Raw genomic sequence first — 16729 nt, 5'->3', positions numbered from 1 at the left:
GAAGCTAAATAAGAACAGAATTTATTGGAGTTGAATATATATGCTGCATCAGTTTTCACGTAATGAATTGGCAATTGGCAAGGAAGGAATCGATATTCTGAAAAATACGACCGTTGCTGTCCTGGGTGTAGGGGGCGTTGGTTCATTTTCAGCCGAAGCATTGGCACGCACCGGGGTAGGCCGTATTATTCTTGTGGATAAAGACGATGTCGACATCACAAATGTTAACAGGCAGATCCATGCTCTATTATCAACAGTCGGTCAACCGAAAGCGGAATTGATGAAAAATCGCATTCAAGACATCAATCCCGACTGCGAAGTCATCGCCCTTAAAATGTTCTATACAGAAGAGACGTTTGAGGAATTTTTCAGCTATGGTCTGGACTATGTCATTGATGCATCGGATACGGTCATTTATAAGATGCATGTGATGAAGGAATGCCTGAAACGGAATATCAAGGTGATTTCAAGCATGGGAGCCGCTAATAAGATGGACCCGACGCGTTTTCAAATTGCCGATATCTCCAAAACGCATACCGATCCGCTTGCCAAGGTCATTCGCACTAGATTGCGTAAAGAGGGCATAACAAAGGGAATTCCCGTTGTCTTCTCCGACGAGAGCCCTATTGTCATTCGTGAGGATGTGCGGAAAGAAGTCGGCAATGATGAGGCAAAAATCCGTAAAGCCCAAATGCCTCCGTCTTCGAATGCTTTCGTACCATCCGTAGCGGGCTTAATTGCAGCAAGCTGGGTGATCAATGATATATTAAAGGACATTGAAGTTCGCCGTGTAAATGATTGATAAAAAATCAACTGACTCTATAATGGGTCAGTTTTTTTTGTGTCGAATAGTAGATATTTCTTTTAATAACTTTTTTATCCATATCATATAGACGGGGTCGAAAGAATGAGATAAACTATTTTCAGAATATTATTTTTATTCAGATATTCTGTTTTTTTAAAAGAACACACAAAACAAGGGGGTTTCAAATGAAGAAGAAAAAGCTAGCAGGAGTGTTTCTATCACTTTCATTGGTTGCAGGGGCGCTGGCAGGATGTAGCGGCGACTCGAAAACTAGCAGTTCAGGTGGGGGTTCATCAAAATCAGGTGACACAATTAAAATTGGGGCCAACCTTGAATTGTCCGGAGGTACGGCATCATTCGGCCAATCGGCTGCCGATGGTTTGAAACTGGCCATCGATGAGATTAATAAAGAAGGCATCGACGGTAAAAAACTGGAAATCATTAAGGTTGATAATAAATCAGATGCAGCAGAAGCTACAAGCGGTTCGATCAAACTGGTTAGCCAGGACAAGGTTGTGGCTGTAGTCGGATCTGCAACAAGTACGAATACATTGGCACAGGTTCAAGTCGCACAAGATAATAAAGTTCCTCTACTCACACCAACTGCAACAAATCCCGACATTACCAACAAAGCTGGAAAATTAAATGATTATGTGTTCAGAACTTGCTTTATCGACCCATTCCAAGGTACGGTGGCAGCCAATTTCGCATCTGACGAAATTGGGGCAAAGACGGCTGCGATCTATGTGGACAGCGCAAGTGATTATTCTAAAGGATTAGCCGCAGCATTTAAAGAAGCGTTCACTGCCAAGGGCGGTAAAATCGTGGCGGAAGAGGCTTATGTAACGAAAGATACTGATTTCCGCTCTACCTTGACACGTATCAAATCCGCAAAACCTGAGTTCGTTTTCCTCCCTGGCTATTATGAAGAAGTCGGATTGATCTTAAAACAAGCACGTGAAGACGGCATAGACCTTCCATTCATGGGTGGGGACGGCTGGGATTCCCCGAAGGTCGTTGAAATTGCCGGAGCGGATGCTTTAAAAAATACGTATATCACGAATCACTATTCCCCTGAAGATGAAGATGCAAAAATCCAGGATTTCGTTGCAGCCTTCGAAAAAGAATACGATAAAACACCGGATGCCTTTGCCGCACTAGGCTATGACACTGGCTACTACCTGGCAGATGCCATCAAGAGATCTGGAGATGCTTCGCCCGAAAAAATCAGACAAGCGTTGGAAGATGTCAAAGATCTTCAATTAGTTTCCGGAACACTGAACCTTGATGAAAATCATGATCCGATCAAATCGGCGACAATCTTGGAATATGTGGATGGCAAACAAACATTCAAGACAAAAATCAATCCATAATAACTTACGTGGATAGGGGGCAAGTCCCCCTATTCTATATTCACTTAAAAAACACCTTAACGGGGAGAGTGCGATATGGAACTGATTCAGCAATTGGTAAATGGCATTTCACTCGGAAGCATTTATGCTTTGATCGCGCTTGGCTATACGATGGTATACGGAATCGTCAAGCTCATAAACTTCGCCCATGGCGACGTATTCATGGTTGGTTCATTTGTAGGATTTTACGCCATTACCGTAATGGACTTATCCTTCATCCCGGCTTTATTGATTTCGATGGTCGCTTGTGCCATCTTTGGCGTTTTAATTGAACGCATTGCTTATAAACCCCTTCGTAATGCAACACGGATTGCGGCTTTGATAACGGCCATCGGTGTTTCCCTTCTGATTGAAAATGGGCTGATTTACATCCGGGGCGCCCAGCCGGAAGCCTATCCAAATAATGTCCTTCCGATGGATAAACTCGATATATTGGGAGTTTCCATCAGCAGTCAATCCATTTTGATCTTATCTGTATCCATCATTTTAATGATCATCCTACAATTCGTTGTCCATAAAACCAAAATCGGCAAAGCGATGCGTGCCGTTTCATTCGATTCCGAAGCGGCTAAGCTGATGGGAATCAATGTGAACAATACGATTTCAGCTACGTTCGCCATAGGTTCGGCCCTGGCAGGTGCGGCTGGTGTCATTTTTGGCATCTACTATATTAAAATCGAACCGTTGATGGGTGTCCTTCCTGGCCTTAAAGCATTTGTTGCAGCCGTCTTGGGCGGCATCGGCATCATTCCGGGAGCGATGGTCGGCGGTCTGCTGCTTGGGGTGATCGAGGCTTTGGTCAGTGCAGCCGGTTATTCATTATGGCGCGATGGCGTGGCTTTCGTCGTACTTATCTTGATTTTGATTTTCTTGCCGCAGGGACTGTTCGGTAAAAATAAAAGAGAAAAAGTATAGGGGAGACATGGCGATGACTACTTTAAAGAATTCAAAGGGTTTTTGGCTCTCGATCGTGCTCGCACTTATTTTTTTCGGAATCATGCAGTACCTTATTTCAAACGGTATCCTCAATCCATTTTATATCAACACGCTCATGTTCATCGGCATCAATATCATGCTGGCGACGAGCCTTCATTTAATCATTGGAATAACCGGGCAGTTCTCGATCGGGCATGCAGGTTTTTTAGCGGTTGGGGCCTATGCTTCGGCAGTCATGACAATGAAGCTGGAACTTCCTTTCATCATAGCTGTATTGACTGGGGGCGTCATCGCCGCTGTTGCGGGCATGGTGATCGGGATACCCAGCTTGCGCCTGAAGGGGGATTACCTGGCGATAGCTACCCTCGGTTTTGGGGAAATTGTCCGGATCGTCCTTTTGAATATTGAATATGTAGGCGGTGCAAGCGGGATGCAGGTATCCCACCTGACCACTTGGCCATGGGTTTTTGCCTTTGTGATGATCACCGTCTTAGTCATCAGGAATTTCACCAATTCGACTCACGGGCGTGCATGCATATCCGTAAGGGAAGATGAAACGGCGGCTGATGCGATGGGAATCAATACGACCTATTATAAAGTGGCGGCTTTCGTCATCGGAGCTTTTTTTGCCGGAATTGCCGGTTCTCTCTATGCCCATAATTTTTATATTATCCAGCCATCGAATTTCGGTTTCCTGAAATCCTTCGATATACTGATTTTCGTCGTACTTGGCGGGCTTGGAAGTCTTTCAGGTTCGGTTTTGGCCGCCATTTTACTGACGATCGTGACGACATTCCTTCAGGATTATCCGGAAACGAGGATGATCATTTACAGTCTTGTCCTGATCCTGATGATGATTTTCCGCCCGCAGGGTTTAATGGGAACAAGAGAAATCACATCATTGTTCACACATAAAAAAACGAAAGGGGGCCAAAAGGATGGTAGCCACAATACCGTTGCTTAAAGTAGAATCGGTGGGAATCCGTTTTGGCGGATTGAAAGCGGTGTCCGATGTGAACGTGGAATTATTTCCAGGGGAACTTGTAGGCCTGATTGGGCCAAATGGAGCTGGGAAAACGACCTTCTTCAATTTATTGACGGGTGTGTATGTCCCTACAGAAGGAACGATTGCCTTGAACGGGGAAAATCTCAATAAGCAGCCGCCTTATAAAATTACCCGAAAAGGGATCTCGAGAACCTTTCAAAACATTCGCCTCTTCAGTGAGTTATCCGTGATCGATAATGTGAAGGTTGCATACCACTCGCTTGCCAAGCATGGAATTCCAAGCTCCATATTCCGGTTGCCCGGACATTTTTCAGGGGAAAAGGAAATGGATGAAAAGGCGCTCGAATTTTTGCGGATTTTCAATCTTGACCATTTTAAGGATGAAAAAGCGAAGAATCTTCCATACGGACAGCAAAGGCGGCTGGAAATCGCCCGTGCCCTTGCCGCCAATCCGAAACTTCTTTTACTGGACGAACCAGCAGCCGGGATGAACCCTCATGAAACAAAAGAATTAATGAACCTCATCGCTTTTATCCGGAAGGAATTCAACCTTACCGTTTTGCTCATCGAACATGATATGTCACTGGTCATGGGGGTATGCGAACGGATTTATGTCCTTGATCATGGACAGCTTATTGCTCACGGAAAGCCGGAAGAAATCCGCAACGATCCAAAGGTTATCGAGGCATATCTAGGGGAGGAGGTTTCCTGATGCTGAAAATAGAGGACATCAATGTTTTTTACGGCAATATCCAAGCGCTAAAAGGGGTTTCCATGGAGATAAATGAGGGGGAAATCGTGACTTTGATCGGGGCGAACGGAGCGGGAAAAAGCACGCTGCTCAAAACGATTTCCGGTCTGTTAAAACCAAAGCAAGGAAAAGTTCTGTTCGAAGGCGAATCGATTGGAGGAAAAGCTGCACAATCCATCGTGAAAATGGGCATATCCCATGTACCTGAAGGACGACGTGTCTTCGCCAACATGACGGTGGCCGAAAACCTGGAGCTTGGGGCTTATTTGCGAAAAGGCAAAGAGGGCATCAATAAGGATATGGAAAAGGTATATGAACTATTTCCGAGACTGCTGGAGAGAATCAAACAGCAGGCTGGCACGCTTTCAGGCGGCGAACAGCAGATGCTTGCGATGGGCCGGGCTTTAATGGCGAAACCACGATTATTACTGCTCGATGAACCTTCTATGGGCCTTGCACCGCTTCTGGTAAAGCAAATATTCAACATCATCCAAGAAATCAGTGCGTCCGGCACAACGATCCTTTTAGTCGAGCAAAACGCCAACCTCGCCTTATCCATTGCAGATCGGGCGTATGTCGTTGAAACGGGCCGAATCGTCCTTTCGGGCAATGCCGAGGAACTAACATCAAGTGAAGAAATAAAAATGGCCTATTTAGGAGGCCACTGAACCGCCGTTTGGCGGTTTTTTTGTTTGTTGATCGGTTATGCAAAATATGCAGGAAGATAAAAATCACAGGGTTTCATGCATGATTTTATACATCCAATATAGCATTATTCAATTTTGATATAGGAATTAAGACTAAAAAAGCACGAAAAAACTGGGTTTAATTCCCTATCATTATACTTGTATTTTGGTAAAAATGTAATTAATAGGATGAAAAAAATAAGCGAATGAATAAAATTTTTTGATCCGAAAATAAGGAGTTTTCAATATCAATATAATTTAATTATCTGTTTTTTCTGATTATATCGCCTGTTTTCACAATATTTAAAATATATAAAGATAAAAATGATATAGCACTACCTGTGAAAAATATCCTATTTACCGAAATCTTCTCGCAATTATTGTATAGACGGAATGAAAATTATGCGGTAAACTATTTTTCGAAATATTAATTTAATTTGAAACATTTCATCTAATCAATTTTTTTCTGAAGCATCATGAATAAATATTCATGCATCAGAGCTTGATTACAAAATGGGGGGATTATTTATGAAAAAGAAAAAATTAGCAAGTGCATTCCTTTCTCTATCACTTGCTGCGGGAGTGCTAGCGGGTTGTTCCGGCTCTGGTTCATCCGAAAAATCAAGCGGGGATGGAGATACGATCAAGATCGGTGTCAACCTTGAATTATCAGGTGGTGTCGCTTCATATGGACAATCGATTGCAGAAGGTTTGGAGCTTGCAACTGCAGAAATCAATAAAGAAGGCATTGACGGTAAAAAAATCAAACTAATTAAAGTCGATAATAAATCTGAAGCGTCCGAAGCGACAAGCGGAGCGATCAAGCTGACATCACAAGATCAGGTTGCAGCGATCGTAGGTGCAGCGACAAGCACGAACTCGATTGCACAAGTACAGATTGCCCAAGATAATAAAGTGCCGGTCATCTCACCTTCTGGTACAAGCCCTGAAATCACTTTCAGCAAGGATAAATTGAACGATTACGTTTTCAGGACAAGCTTCATCGATCCGTTCCAAGGGACGGTAGCTGCGAATTTCGCCACTAAAGAAATCAAAGCGAAAAGTGCAGCCATCTATATTGACAGCGCAAGTGATTATTCAAAAGGATTAGCCGCAGCCTTTAAAGAACAATTCGAAAAAAATGGCGGAAAGATTGTTGCTGAGGAAGCTTACATTGCGAAGGATACTGATTTCCGTTCCACATTGACTCGTTTGAAATCGGCAAAACCTGATTTCATTTTCCTTCCTGGTTACTATGAGGAAGCTGGTCTGATCGTGAAGCAGGCACGGGAAACTGGACTTGACGTTCCATTCATGGGCGGCGACGGCTGGGATTCTCCTAAGCTAGTTGAAATTGCCGGTGCAAAAGCTCTAAATAATACGTTCATAACGAACCATTATTCTTCAGGTGATCCTGATGAGAAAATTCAGAATTTTGTGTCAGCGTTTAAAGCGAAGTACAAAGATAAGTCCCCGGATGCATTCAATGCCCTAGGATATGACACAGGATACTTCCTTGCTGACGCGATTAAACGTGCTGGTTCAGCGGATTCGGAAAAAATCAAAGAAGCGCTGGAAAAAACGGCCGACCTTGAGCTTGTTACGGGTACATTCACATTGGATGAAAAACATAATCCAATCAAATCTGCTACCATCCTTGAATTTAAAGAAGGAAAACAAGTATTCAACACAAAAATCAATCCTTAATTTCGGAGAACAACTCCAAACCTTTCGCCGGCCCTTCAGTAATAAGAAGGTGCTGGCGAATTCTCATTTTTCAGGCATGCCAGGTCGTTAGAGTCTGGACTAATCACTCATAAAATTAGATTTTCAAGGAGAGTCGAACATGGAATTGATACAACAGTTAATAAACGGGGTTTCACTAGGAAGTATTTATGCCCTTATCGCTCTCGGATATACGATGGTTTACGGGATTGTTAAATTGATAAACTTCGCACATGGCGATGTATTCATGGTCGGCTCATTCGTTGGGTTTTATTCGATAACGGTTCTGGATCTGTCATTCGTGCCAGCCCTATTAATCTCGATGACAGTCTGTGCGCTGTTTGGGGTATTGATCGAGCGTATCGCGTACAAGCCATTGCGTAACGCAACACGTATCGCGGCACTTATCACTGCCATCGGTGTTTCCCTTTTGATCGAATACGGATTCATCTACGTCCGCGGTGCACAGCCGGAAGCTTATCCGAATGATGTATTGCCGACAGACAAGTTCAATATTTTTGGAGTTTCCATCAATAGTCAATCGGTTTTGATTTTTGGAGTGGCTGTAGTTTTGATGATCATCCTTCAAATCATCGTTCATAAATCAAAAATAGGAAAAGCGATGCGTGCCGTTTCCTTCGATGCGGATGCAGCTAAGCTGATGGGAATAAATGTCGATAATACGATTTCTGCCACCTTTGCAATCGGTTCCGCATTGGCTGGGGCAGCAGGGGTCATTTTCGGTATTTACTATATTAAGATCGAGCCGCTCATGGGTGTGCTTCCGGGATTGAAGGCATTCGTTGCCGCCGTACTTGGAGGGATCGGGATTATACCGGGCGCGATGGTCGGTGGCCTATTGCTAGGTGTCATCGAAGCTTTGGTCAGTGCCGCCGGTTACTCATTATGGCGTGATGCTGTAGCCTTCGTCGTACTGATTCTTATCTTGATTTTCATGCCACAAGGCTTATTCGGTAAAAACAAAAAAGAAAAAGTATAGGGGAGACAAAGCAATGACTACAATTAAGCGAGCAAAAGGTTTTTGGCTCTCGATTTCACTATCATTGATCTTTTTCGCCGTAGTTCAAGTGTTAATCGGCGGCGGATCGCTAAATCCTTTTTATCAAAATACGCTCATGTTCATCGGGATCAATATCATTCTGGCAGCGAGCCTGCACTTGATCATCGGGATAACCGGGCAGTTCTCCATCGGACATGCCGGATTCCTGGCAGTCGGTGCCTATGCTTCAGCCGTCATGACGATGAAGCTGGAAATGCCATTTTATGCGGCATTGATAGTCGGCGGTTTGGCGTCAGCGCTGGCAGGATTGATCATCGGAATTCCAAGCTTACGCTTAAAAGGTGACTACCTGGCGATTGCGACCCTGGGTTTTGGGGAAATCGTCCGGATCATGCTTTTGAATATCGATTATGTCGGCGGGGCGAGCGGCATGCAGGTTTCCCATTTGACCACTTGGCCGTGGGTATTCGCTTCCGTCATCGTAACGATCATCGTCATCCGAAACTTTACTAGCTCGACCCACGGAAGAGCCTGCATATCGATCCGCGAGGACGAAACGGCTGCCGATTCGATGGGAATCAACACGACCTATTACAAAGTTGTCGCCTTTGCGATCGGTGCTTTTTTTGCCGGTATCGCTGGGGGGCTTTACGCTCATAACTTCTATATCATCCAGCCATCTAACTTCGGATTCCTGAAATCATTTGATATTTTGATCCTTGTCGTACTTGGCGGTCTAGGAAGTCTTTCCGGTGCCGTATTGGCTGCGATATTACTGACGGTAGTCACGACTTTCCTGCAGGATTATCCGGAAACACGAATGATCATCTACAGTCTTGTGCTTATCGTGATGATGCTCTATCGCCCGCAAGGTTTAATGGGGACAAAAGAAATAACATCCATGTTCAAACGTAAAGGAGGAAGCAGCCATGAAAAAAATAAAAACACCGCTGCTTAAAGTCGATTCGGTCGGCATCCAATTCGGAGGGCTTAAAGCCGTTTCTGATGTTAACGTCGAGTTATATCCAGGAGAACTAATTGGCTTGATCGGACCGAACGGCGCTGGAAAAACAACTTTCTTTAACTTGCTGACAGGAGTTTACGTCCCGACGGAGGGCACTATTTCCTTGGAAGGTGAGAACTTAAGAAAACTGCCTCCATATAAAATCACGCAAAAAGGGATCAGCCGGACATTCCAGAACATTCGCTTATTCAGTGAACTATCCGTGATCGATAATGTTAAAGTGGCTTACCATTCGCTTTCGAAGCATGGCATCTTAAGTTCGATCTTCCGCATGCCGATCCATTTTAAAGGCGAAAAGGAAATGGATGAAAAAGCGATTGAGTTCCTGAAGATCTTCAACCTTGATCAATATAAGGATGAAAAGGCAAAGAACCTGCCATATGGTAAACAAAGACGTTTGGAGATCGCCCGTGCACTTGCCGCCAACCCGAAACTGCTTTTGCTCGATGAACCGGCAGCGGGGATGAACCCCCAGGAAACGCACGAACTCATGAACCTGATTGCTCTCATCCGTGAGAAATTCGATTTAACCGTATTATTGATAGAACATGATATGCCGCTTGTGATGGGTGTTTGCGAACGCATATATGTACTCGATCACGGACAACTGATCGCTCAAGGAAAGCCAGAGGAAATCCGTAACAATCCAAAAGTCATCGAGGCCTATCTGGGCGAGGAGGTTTCATAATGTTAAAAATCGAGGACATCAACGTCTATTACGGAAACATTCAAGCCTTGAAAGGAATCTCGCTTTCTATTAACGAAGGCGAAATCGTAACCTTGATCGGGGCGAACGGAGCCGGGAAAAGCACGTTGCTGAAAAGCATTTCCGGCCTATTAAAACCAAAACAAGGGCAGATCATATACGAGGGGCAATCCATCGGCGGAAAGGCAGCACAATCCATCGTGAAAATGGGCATCTCCCATGTCCCTGAAGGCCGGCGGGTCTTTGCTAACATGACCGTCGAAGAAAACCTTCAGCTTGGTGCATATCTACGTAAAGATAAGGCAGGCATCAAGCAGGATATGGAGAAAGTCTATGAATTATTCCCGCGTTTGCTAGAGCGTCTGAAACAGCAATCCGGAACCCTTTCCGGCGGGGAACAGCAAATGCTCGCGATGGGCAGGGCCCTCATGGCCAAGCCACGGCTTCTGTTATTGGACGAGCCATCGATGGGACTTGCCCCATTATTGGTGAAGCAAATCTTTAATATCATCGAAGAAATCAACAAAACAGGTACAACGATTCTGCTGGTTGAACAAAATGCCAACTTAGCACTATCCATCGCGGACAGGGCCTATGTTGTCGAAACCGGCCGAATCGTCCTATCAGGCAAATCAGAGGAACTGACAGCAAGCGAAGAAATCAAGAATGCCTATTTAGGGGGACATTAAACCGTTTTATAGTGGTTACAGACTGCAGATGAACTCGAGGAAAAGCGAGTTTGCCTGCAGTTTTTGTTTTTAAAAAGTTCCAGTTGATTTCAGAAATCCGCTCCCTTTCAGCCGACTGTCTGCCAAGCCTCCTCACCGTAGGCGGCTGTGGGGTCTTGGCCAGCCAGTAATATGGAGCGTTTCAATGGTGTAGCGATTAAATATCTAGACCATTATTTGAGCTGGTTCCAATTCTTAGATACCATCAAACATATAAAAGATAACTTTACGATGACCAAACGGTTTTAGAAAGTTGTTCTTTCTCAGTTAACACAACTTATGATAAACTAAGGTTATCAGAATATTCCAAATAATGGAGCGTTCATTGTTCCGATAAAGGGCCAGTTTAATTGAACAAGGAATTGGTATGACACCTTAATTAGTGATCTATCTACAACACGCCAAAAATGAATTTTGACCAAAGGGATTATCTATTAAAGGGATTAAATTGGAGGGAAGAGAAAATGGATGTAAAGACACTTTTGTTACAACAATGGGCAAGCTGCTTAGATGAAGAAGACTGGTTTCCACCACTTGAAAAAGTGCTAGAGGACATTACTTTTGAACAGGCAATTTGGAAACCAGCTGATGGGGTAATGAATTCCATTTGGGAATTAGTTTGTCATTTACTTTTCTATGAAAAGAGATTTCTGATGCGATTTCTTGGTGAAACAGCGAAGGAACCACAGGCGGAAAATAATGAATCTACATTTCGATTACCAACTGAGACGATAGAAAATTGGAAGGAAACAAAACAAGAATACTTTTATGTTCATCGTGAACTTGGAAAAATACTAGCAAAATCAGAACATGAAGATTTGTATAGACAGGTCCCAGGAGAAGATAATTCATTAGTGCTTGAACTGAAGAGTTTAGCAATGCACGACGCATATCATATTGGGCAAATTGTATTCCTAAGTAAAATGCAAGGGGCTTGGCCAGAGAAACGCAGCTTTTAAAAAAGCTTCATTAGCTTTACAGTTATTCGATTATAGGGGGCTTTAATGGAATAAGAACGGGAACGTCCAGATCGGACGTTCCCATATTTTATACCTGAAAAACAACAATACTACTTAACAAAGCCTTATTATAAAAAAAGATCCAGTTGATTTCAGAAATCGGCTCCCTTTTCCGCCGACTGTCTGCCAAGCCGCATAAAAGCAAGCGGCTGCGGTGTCTCGGCTAGCCATTTATTCGGCAGGAGTGCCGCAAATTTCTTCAATCCAATAAGGATTACATTAAAAAAACATTAAGTATAATCTAGTCTTGTTTTAAAATCATGGTTTAGGATTAGACCAATCGGAACTCCCTTTATTAGACAAAAGTGCTTCTATCTGAATTTTTCAAACGAAGTTGATTGGAACGGAAGGCACGAGACTCCTGCGGGAAAAGCGAGTCCAGGGGAGACCCCACAGGCGCGAAGCGCCGAGGGGGCTCCCGGACCGCCCGCGGAAAGCGAGTGCCTGGAGTGGAAATCAAAGTGCAAATTTTAAAGTAATCAATTATTATCAAGTTTGTCTACAGTCAACCGCTTTGTTAGAACGCTATATTGTCGACAATCTGAGACTGCTTTATAGTGGTTTTTTTGTTGTGTAAATAAGTTAATTTAACTAGATAAAAAGGTTAGTAAAACCATATCAGTCGGTATACAATCTAGTTAGGAATAATAGTAGAAATGGTTCATGATATAACCTCATCGATAGCTATTCTTAATCAAATTTTTTGGAGTGATTGTATGCACAAACTTATTCAGGCCATACTGCCGGTATTATTACTGTTTATGATTCTGCCAATCTACCAGCCAGATGCTGCATCTGCAGAAGAAACGCCGCAATCTGATGGTGTCATCGTCAAGTATAAAGAGACGGACGATGAGCCGATCAACGAGTTGATAGAAAAGGTGGAGGTTCCTAAAGGGGAAACGACCGACAACCTGATCGAGGAGCTTGAAGAACAGAAGAATGTGGAATATGCAGAACCAAACTATCTTTTCAAGAAGATGGAAAGCCCGAACGATCCAGCCTACATAGACCAGTGGCACCATAAAAAGCTTGGTACGGGTGCAGCATGGACAAAATCCATGGGATCGAAGGAATTGATCGTGGCCATCATTGACGACGGCGTCGATCGCAACCACGAAGATTTAAAAGGGAGGATCGTCAATGCCTATGATACGATACGCAACCGGAAGCATATCGTACCAAAAGGGACGCATGGAACGCATATCGCCGGCATCATTGCCGGTTCTGCGAACAATGGCATAGGCGGAACGGGTGTTGCTCCGACCGTTAAACTTATGCCAATTAACGTCTTTGATGGAAAGTATGCCGATACTGCCGATATCATTGACGCAATACATTATGCCGTTCAGCAAAAGGCAAACATCATCAATATGAGTTTAGGCGACACCAGTTATTCGGAATCCTTGAACAAGGCCGTCCAGGAAGCCTATAAAAAAGGCGTACTGATCGTCGCGGCTGCCGGGAATGAAGGGGATATGGGGAAAAATGTACAGCGTGTGTACCCAGCTGCATTCAGCCACGTCATTTCCGTTGCTGCCACTAACTCAAGTGACAAGCGTCCCAGTTATTCCAACTATCATTCATCAGTCGATATTGCGGCCCCTGGAGATGATATCCTTTCAACCTTGCCAAATGATAAATACGGCTGGATGAGCGGAACATCGATGGCCACGCCGATGGTGGCGGGTGTAGCGGCACTTATTTGGTCCCATGAGCCCAAGCTCAACAAAACGGAGGTCGAATACCGCCTCTATGATTCAGCCGTGGACCTAGGTACAAAAGGGAAAGACATTTACTATGGAAACGGGCGGGTCAATGCCAAAAAAGCACTGGAAATGAAGACGCTGACCAAACCGGCCGTGACCGCGATATCCGATAAGGACACCAAGATCAATGGGAAAATCCCTGCAGATTTCAAAACGGGGACCGTCTCCATTTATACCGATAAAAAACAACTCGCCACAGTGAAGATCAATGGAGAAAAAACGTTTACAGCGATTATCGCAAAACAAACAGCCGGCACGACCATCTCTACTAGGCTCATCGATAAAGCGGGAAATAAAAGTATACCCGTTTCATTTAAAGTGGCAGATAAAACGGCTCCTGCAAGACCGTCCGTAAATGCGGTGGGTGACAATACCGTAAAAGTAACCGGCAAAGCGGAAGCAAGCTCTTCCGTCACCGTCAAAACCGGCAGTACGGTTCTAGGCAAAGCAAATTCCAACAGCGCAGGGAATTTCACCGTAACGATGTCAAAAAAACAAAAAGCCGGAAAAGTCCTATCCGTTACAGCAACCGATAAAGCGGGAAATATTAGCTCGATCAAAACCGTGACCGTTGCAGACAAAACAGCACCAAGTAAACCGACGGTCAATACAGTCACGACAAAAACGACAATAGTAACGGGCAAAGCAGAGGCTAACTCCACAGTGTTCATCAAAGCATCAAAAAAAGTGATCGGCTCTGCCACAGCAACGACCAAAGGTACATTCTCGGTTAGAATCCCCAAGCAAAAAGCCGGGAAGAACCTATATATTCATGCCAAAGATAAAGCAAAAAACGTAAGCGAATCAAGAAAAGTAACAGTTAAAAAGTGATAGAAAAACAGGAGCAGCCCCCAATAATCTAATTGGGGGCTGTTTATGATTATGGCTACAATAAGGGAAAGTTACACGACGGCTATTTGGATGAACAAACAAAAGATAAAGTTTTTTTAAATTATAATTACAATGAAGTGTATAACTAGTATAATATCATAGGTATATTGTCTTTTTTTCAAAATATAGGCTGTGACAAAGGTACCGGCAAAATATGCCGTAGGATTACAAGTACCGGAAAACATGGGGGGAAAGCTTTGAAACAAGAAACTGTTTATGGTCATCTTGAAAATGGAAATCCTGTTTTAGCAGATGACTATTGCCTTTTCAATGGCACTAAGAGTATTAGTAAAAAAAGAAAATATAATATGAAGTATTTCGTCTATAGTCAAAAAACGAACAATACGGTTACTCTTTCAGGATATGAACCAATGACAATCCTGCAAACGATCACTTCAAAGAAAGGAAATGTTAAGGAAAGAATTATTTTCTTCGTTGATACAAACTGCAAACTTTCTTTCGTTAAAACAAATCAAAAAAATCTGCAGATAGACAAAACATTGGATAAGATAGAGAAAAGCCCGTTTTTCAAAAGTTTAGTATTCCTTTTATTTTTTCACTTCCTATTTGTTGGGGTCATGCGCAGCAGAAATTATTCGTTTAAAGACGTGTATTTATCTTTCGGTTACGATAAAAGCATAAATTTCAAAGTGCATTTTCTCTTTCCAGTCAAAATAAGAGAGAAATTTGCAATGAAGACAGGGAAGATATCCATATTCATTCATACCTACTGGTCTTTCATACCAATGAAGGAAATTTATAAACATTATGTAAACACTAGCGAGATTAATACGCCTATTTTTATCAAGCTCAGTCACGCTGATCATGATTATTGGTATAATTTTAAATCAGACTCTAAGCACAAATACAATAAAAATCACTATCTGTACAACACCCGCTCCTATCGTTTGGGGCAGATGAATAATGAACTTTTCATTCGAAAGTCTATAACAGGTCAATACGTTATCGTATTAACAAGTATAATGAGCAAAAGCATTATCATTAAAGAAAGATTTGCTTATCTGATCAGCCTTTTTTCACTAAACAAAAAAAAATACGATATCTATTTTGAAAAATTCAGTGCAGGGGCTTCGGAATCTGCCTTTGAACTGTTTAAATATGCATTCAAGATGGGGGATTCCTGCGTTTATATCTTAGAAAAAGGCCACCCCGAATTCCAAAATCTTAAGCAGCAATACGGCAGGGCCCTTGTTGGGAAAAATAGTTTTCTTGCTTTCTATCACATCTTTTTAGCCAGAAGCTTTCAATCTTCCGATCTTGTGGGCCATATACAACGCCGATTGTACGATAACGATTACTTAATTAAGAAAAAGGTTCTTTCAACTGATAAAAAAATAATGTTGCAGCATGGACCATGTATGGCAACCAATATTTTCGAACGCGGTTACTTTAACCGTAAAGTGCCGATTGCACCGGATTACATGCTCGTAAATTCCAATTTTGAGAAAAACTTATTCCTTAAAAATACAGGTTATACGGAAAAAGAACTGATGGTAACAGGGCTGCCTAATATTGATTTATATGTCAAGGAACAACAAAATGAAAAAAATCAAATTACATTTATGCTTACATGGAGGCCATGGGACCTCACAGGAAGCATTGAAGTTGGAAGCTATTTAGACCGGTATTTCTCATTCTTAGAATTGATCCGAAAAGAGAAGTTCTACAAAGATAAAAAAATCAATGTCATTCTCCATCCTAAATCAAGAATCATACTTCAAGAACAGTTCCCGGATATATATGATAAATACGAAGAATCGTTTTATGTAGGGGACATAAAGGATGCTCTATTAAACAGTAAAGTTGTCATATCCGATTATTCTTCTATTACTTTCTATGCGTTTGCAGGTGGAAGTAATGTAATCTTCTATTGGGAAGACAAGGCTCTGGCAGAGGTGGAATATGGTGCGCCAAACATTCTTCAGAAAGAAATTGCTTTTGGCGGCATAGTAGAGAGATTCAAAGATTTGCACTCTGAAATTGTTTACAATTACAATAACCCGCAATCACCTTTCCATATTGCACAATTCTCAAAATTAATGGAGTGCACAAGCGGTCACAATACAGAAAATACCTATGACTACATCCAAAACATCATTTTCCAAAATGAACATGACCCATTAGAGGAAGAGAGTGCATTTTCTATTTCTGAAAAGCAATCTTCTGCTTCTTGATTGTTCTGAATGGAACTTGGAACAAAAAAGGATATATTTGCAGAAGGCCACCAAA

At 42.7% G+C, this 16729-nt stretch carries 14 protein-coding genes and 1 pseudogene; all 15 read left to right on the top strand.

From position 1 onward, the window contains the following. Positions 1 to 40: 40 nt before the first annotated feature. The 15 genes and pseudogenes from ACIQYG_RS01485 to ACIQYG_RS01415 all read left to right on the top strand — a co-directional run bounded on the left by ACIQYG_RS01485 (position 41) and on the right by ACIQYG_RS01415 (position 16674). On the top strand, positions 41 to 802 hold the full coding sequence (locus ACIQYG_RS01485; protein WP_125160028.1) for a tRNA threonylcarbamoyladenosine dehydratase: 762 nt from the start codon (positions 41 to 43) through the stop codon (positions 800 to 802). A gap of 188 nt (positions 803 to 990) precedes the next feature. Next, positions 991 to 2178: an ABC transporter substrate-binding protein gene (locus ACIQYG_RS01480; RefSeq protein WP_402835184.1), complete on the top strand. Its 1188-nt coding sequence runs from the start codon at positions 991 to 993 to the stop codon at positions 2176 to 2178. Positions 2179 to 2253: 75 nt separating this feature from the next. Continuing rightward, a complete protein-coding gene (locus ACIQYG_RS01475; protein WP_402835183.1) occupies positions 2254 to 3132 on the top strand; it encodes a branched-chain amino acid ABC transporter permease in 879 nt (292 codons plus the stop codon). Positions 3133 to 3145: 13 nt separating this feature from the next. After that, positions 3146 to 4117, top strand: a complete 972-nt coding sequence (locus ACIQYG_RS01470) for a branched-chain amino acid ABC transporter permease (RefSeq protein ID WP_402835182.1) — start codon at positions 3146 to 3148, stop codon at positions 4115 to 4117. Further along, positions 4092 to 4871: an ABC transporter ATP-binding protein gene (locus ACIQYG_RS01465; protein ID WP_402835181.1), complete on the top strand. Its 780-nt coding sequence runs from the start codon at positions 4092 to 4094 to the stop codon at positions 4869 to 4871. The genes ACIQYG_RS01470 and ACIQYG_RS01465 overlap by 26 nt, the downstream gene beginning before the upstream one ends. Then, positions 4871 to 5578: an ABC transporter ATP-binding protein gene (locus ACIQYG_RS01460; RefSeq protein WP_402835180.1), complete on the top strand. Its 708-nt coding sequence runs from the start codon at positions 4871 to 4873 to the stop codon at positions 5576 to 5578. Before ACIQYG_RS01465 ends, ACIQYG_RS01460 begins: the two co-directional genes overlap by 1 nt. Before the next feature lie 546 nt (positions 5579 to 6124). Then, positions 6125 to 7303 carry an ABC transporter substrate-binding protein gene (locus ACIQYG_RS01455; protein ID WP_402835179.1) on the top strand — a complete coding sequence of 393 codons (1179 nt, stop codon included), beginning with the start codon at positions 6125 to 6127 and terminating at the stop codon, positions 7301 to 7303. 139 nt (positions 7304 to 7442) lie between these two features. Continuing rightward, positions 7443 to 8321: a branched-chain amino acid ABC transporter permease gene (locus ACIQYG_RS01450; RefSeq protein ID WP_063232912.1), complete on the top strand. Its 879-nt coding sequence runs from the start codon at positions 7443 to 7445 to the stop codon at positions 8319 to 8321. A 13-nt stretch (positions 8322 to 8334) separates the two neighbouring features. After that, entirely contained in the window at positions 8335 to 9300 is a 966-nt protein-coding gene (locus tag ACIQYG_RS01445; protein ID WP_034308749.1) for a branched-chain amino acid ABC transporter permease, read from the top strand. Continuing rightward, positions 9272 to 10054, top strand: coding sequence for an ABC transporter ATP-binding protein (locus ACIQYG_RS01440; RefSeq protein ID WP_034308746.1), 783 nt, complete (start codon positions 9272 to 9274; stop codon positions 10052 to 10054). Before ACIQYG_RS01445 ends, ACIQYG_RS01440 begins: the two co-directional genes overlap by 29 nt. Beyond that, positions 10054 to 10761 carry an ABC transporter ATP-binding protein gene (locus ACIQYG_RS01435; RefSeq protein WP_402835178.1) on the top strand — a complete coding sequence of 236 codons (708 nt, stop codon included), beginning with the start codon at positions 10054 to 10056 and terminating at the stop codon, positions 10759 to 10761. The genes ACIQYG_RS01440 and ACIQYG_RS01435 overlap by 1 nt, the downstream gene beginning before the upstream one ends. 171 nt (positions 10762 to 10932) lie before the next feature. Next, positions 10933 to 11114, top strand: a pseudogene (locus tag ACIQYG_RS01430) (IS1595 family transposase); the annotation flags it as partial. A gap of 150 nt (positions 11115 to 11264) precedes the next feature. After that, entirely contained in the window at positions 11265 to 11759 is a 495-nt protein-coding gene (locus tag ACIQYG_RS01425; RefSeq protein WP_402835177.1) for a DinB family protein, read from the top strand. 776 nt (positions 11760 to 12535) lie between these two features. After that, entirely contained in the window at positions 12536 to 14419 is a 1884-nt protein-coding gene (locus ACIQYG_RS01420) for a S8 family serine peptidase (RefSeq protein WP_402835176.1), read from the top strand. 257 nt (positions 14420 to 14676) lie between these two features. Then, positions 14677 to 16674, top strand: a complete 1998-nt coding sequence (locus tag ACIQYG_RS01415; protein ID WP_402835175.1) for a CDP-glycerol glycerophosphotransferase family protein — start codon at positions 14677 to 14679, stop codon at positions 16672 to 16674. Positions 16675 to 16729: the final 55 nt, after the last annotated feature.

This window comes from Peribacillus sp. NPDC096622 (genome assembly GCF_044762665.1).
Classification (GTDB): domain Bacteria; phylum Bacillota; class Bacilli; order Bacillales; family DSM-1321; genus Peribacillus; species Peribacillus frigoritolerans_B.
The sequence above is the reverse complement of the archived record's forward strand: the minus strand, read 5'-3'. Positions and strand labels throughout refer to the sequence as shown.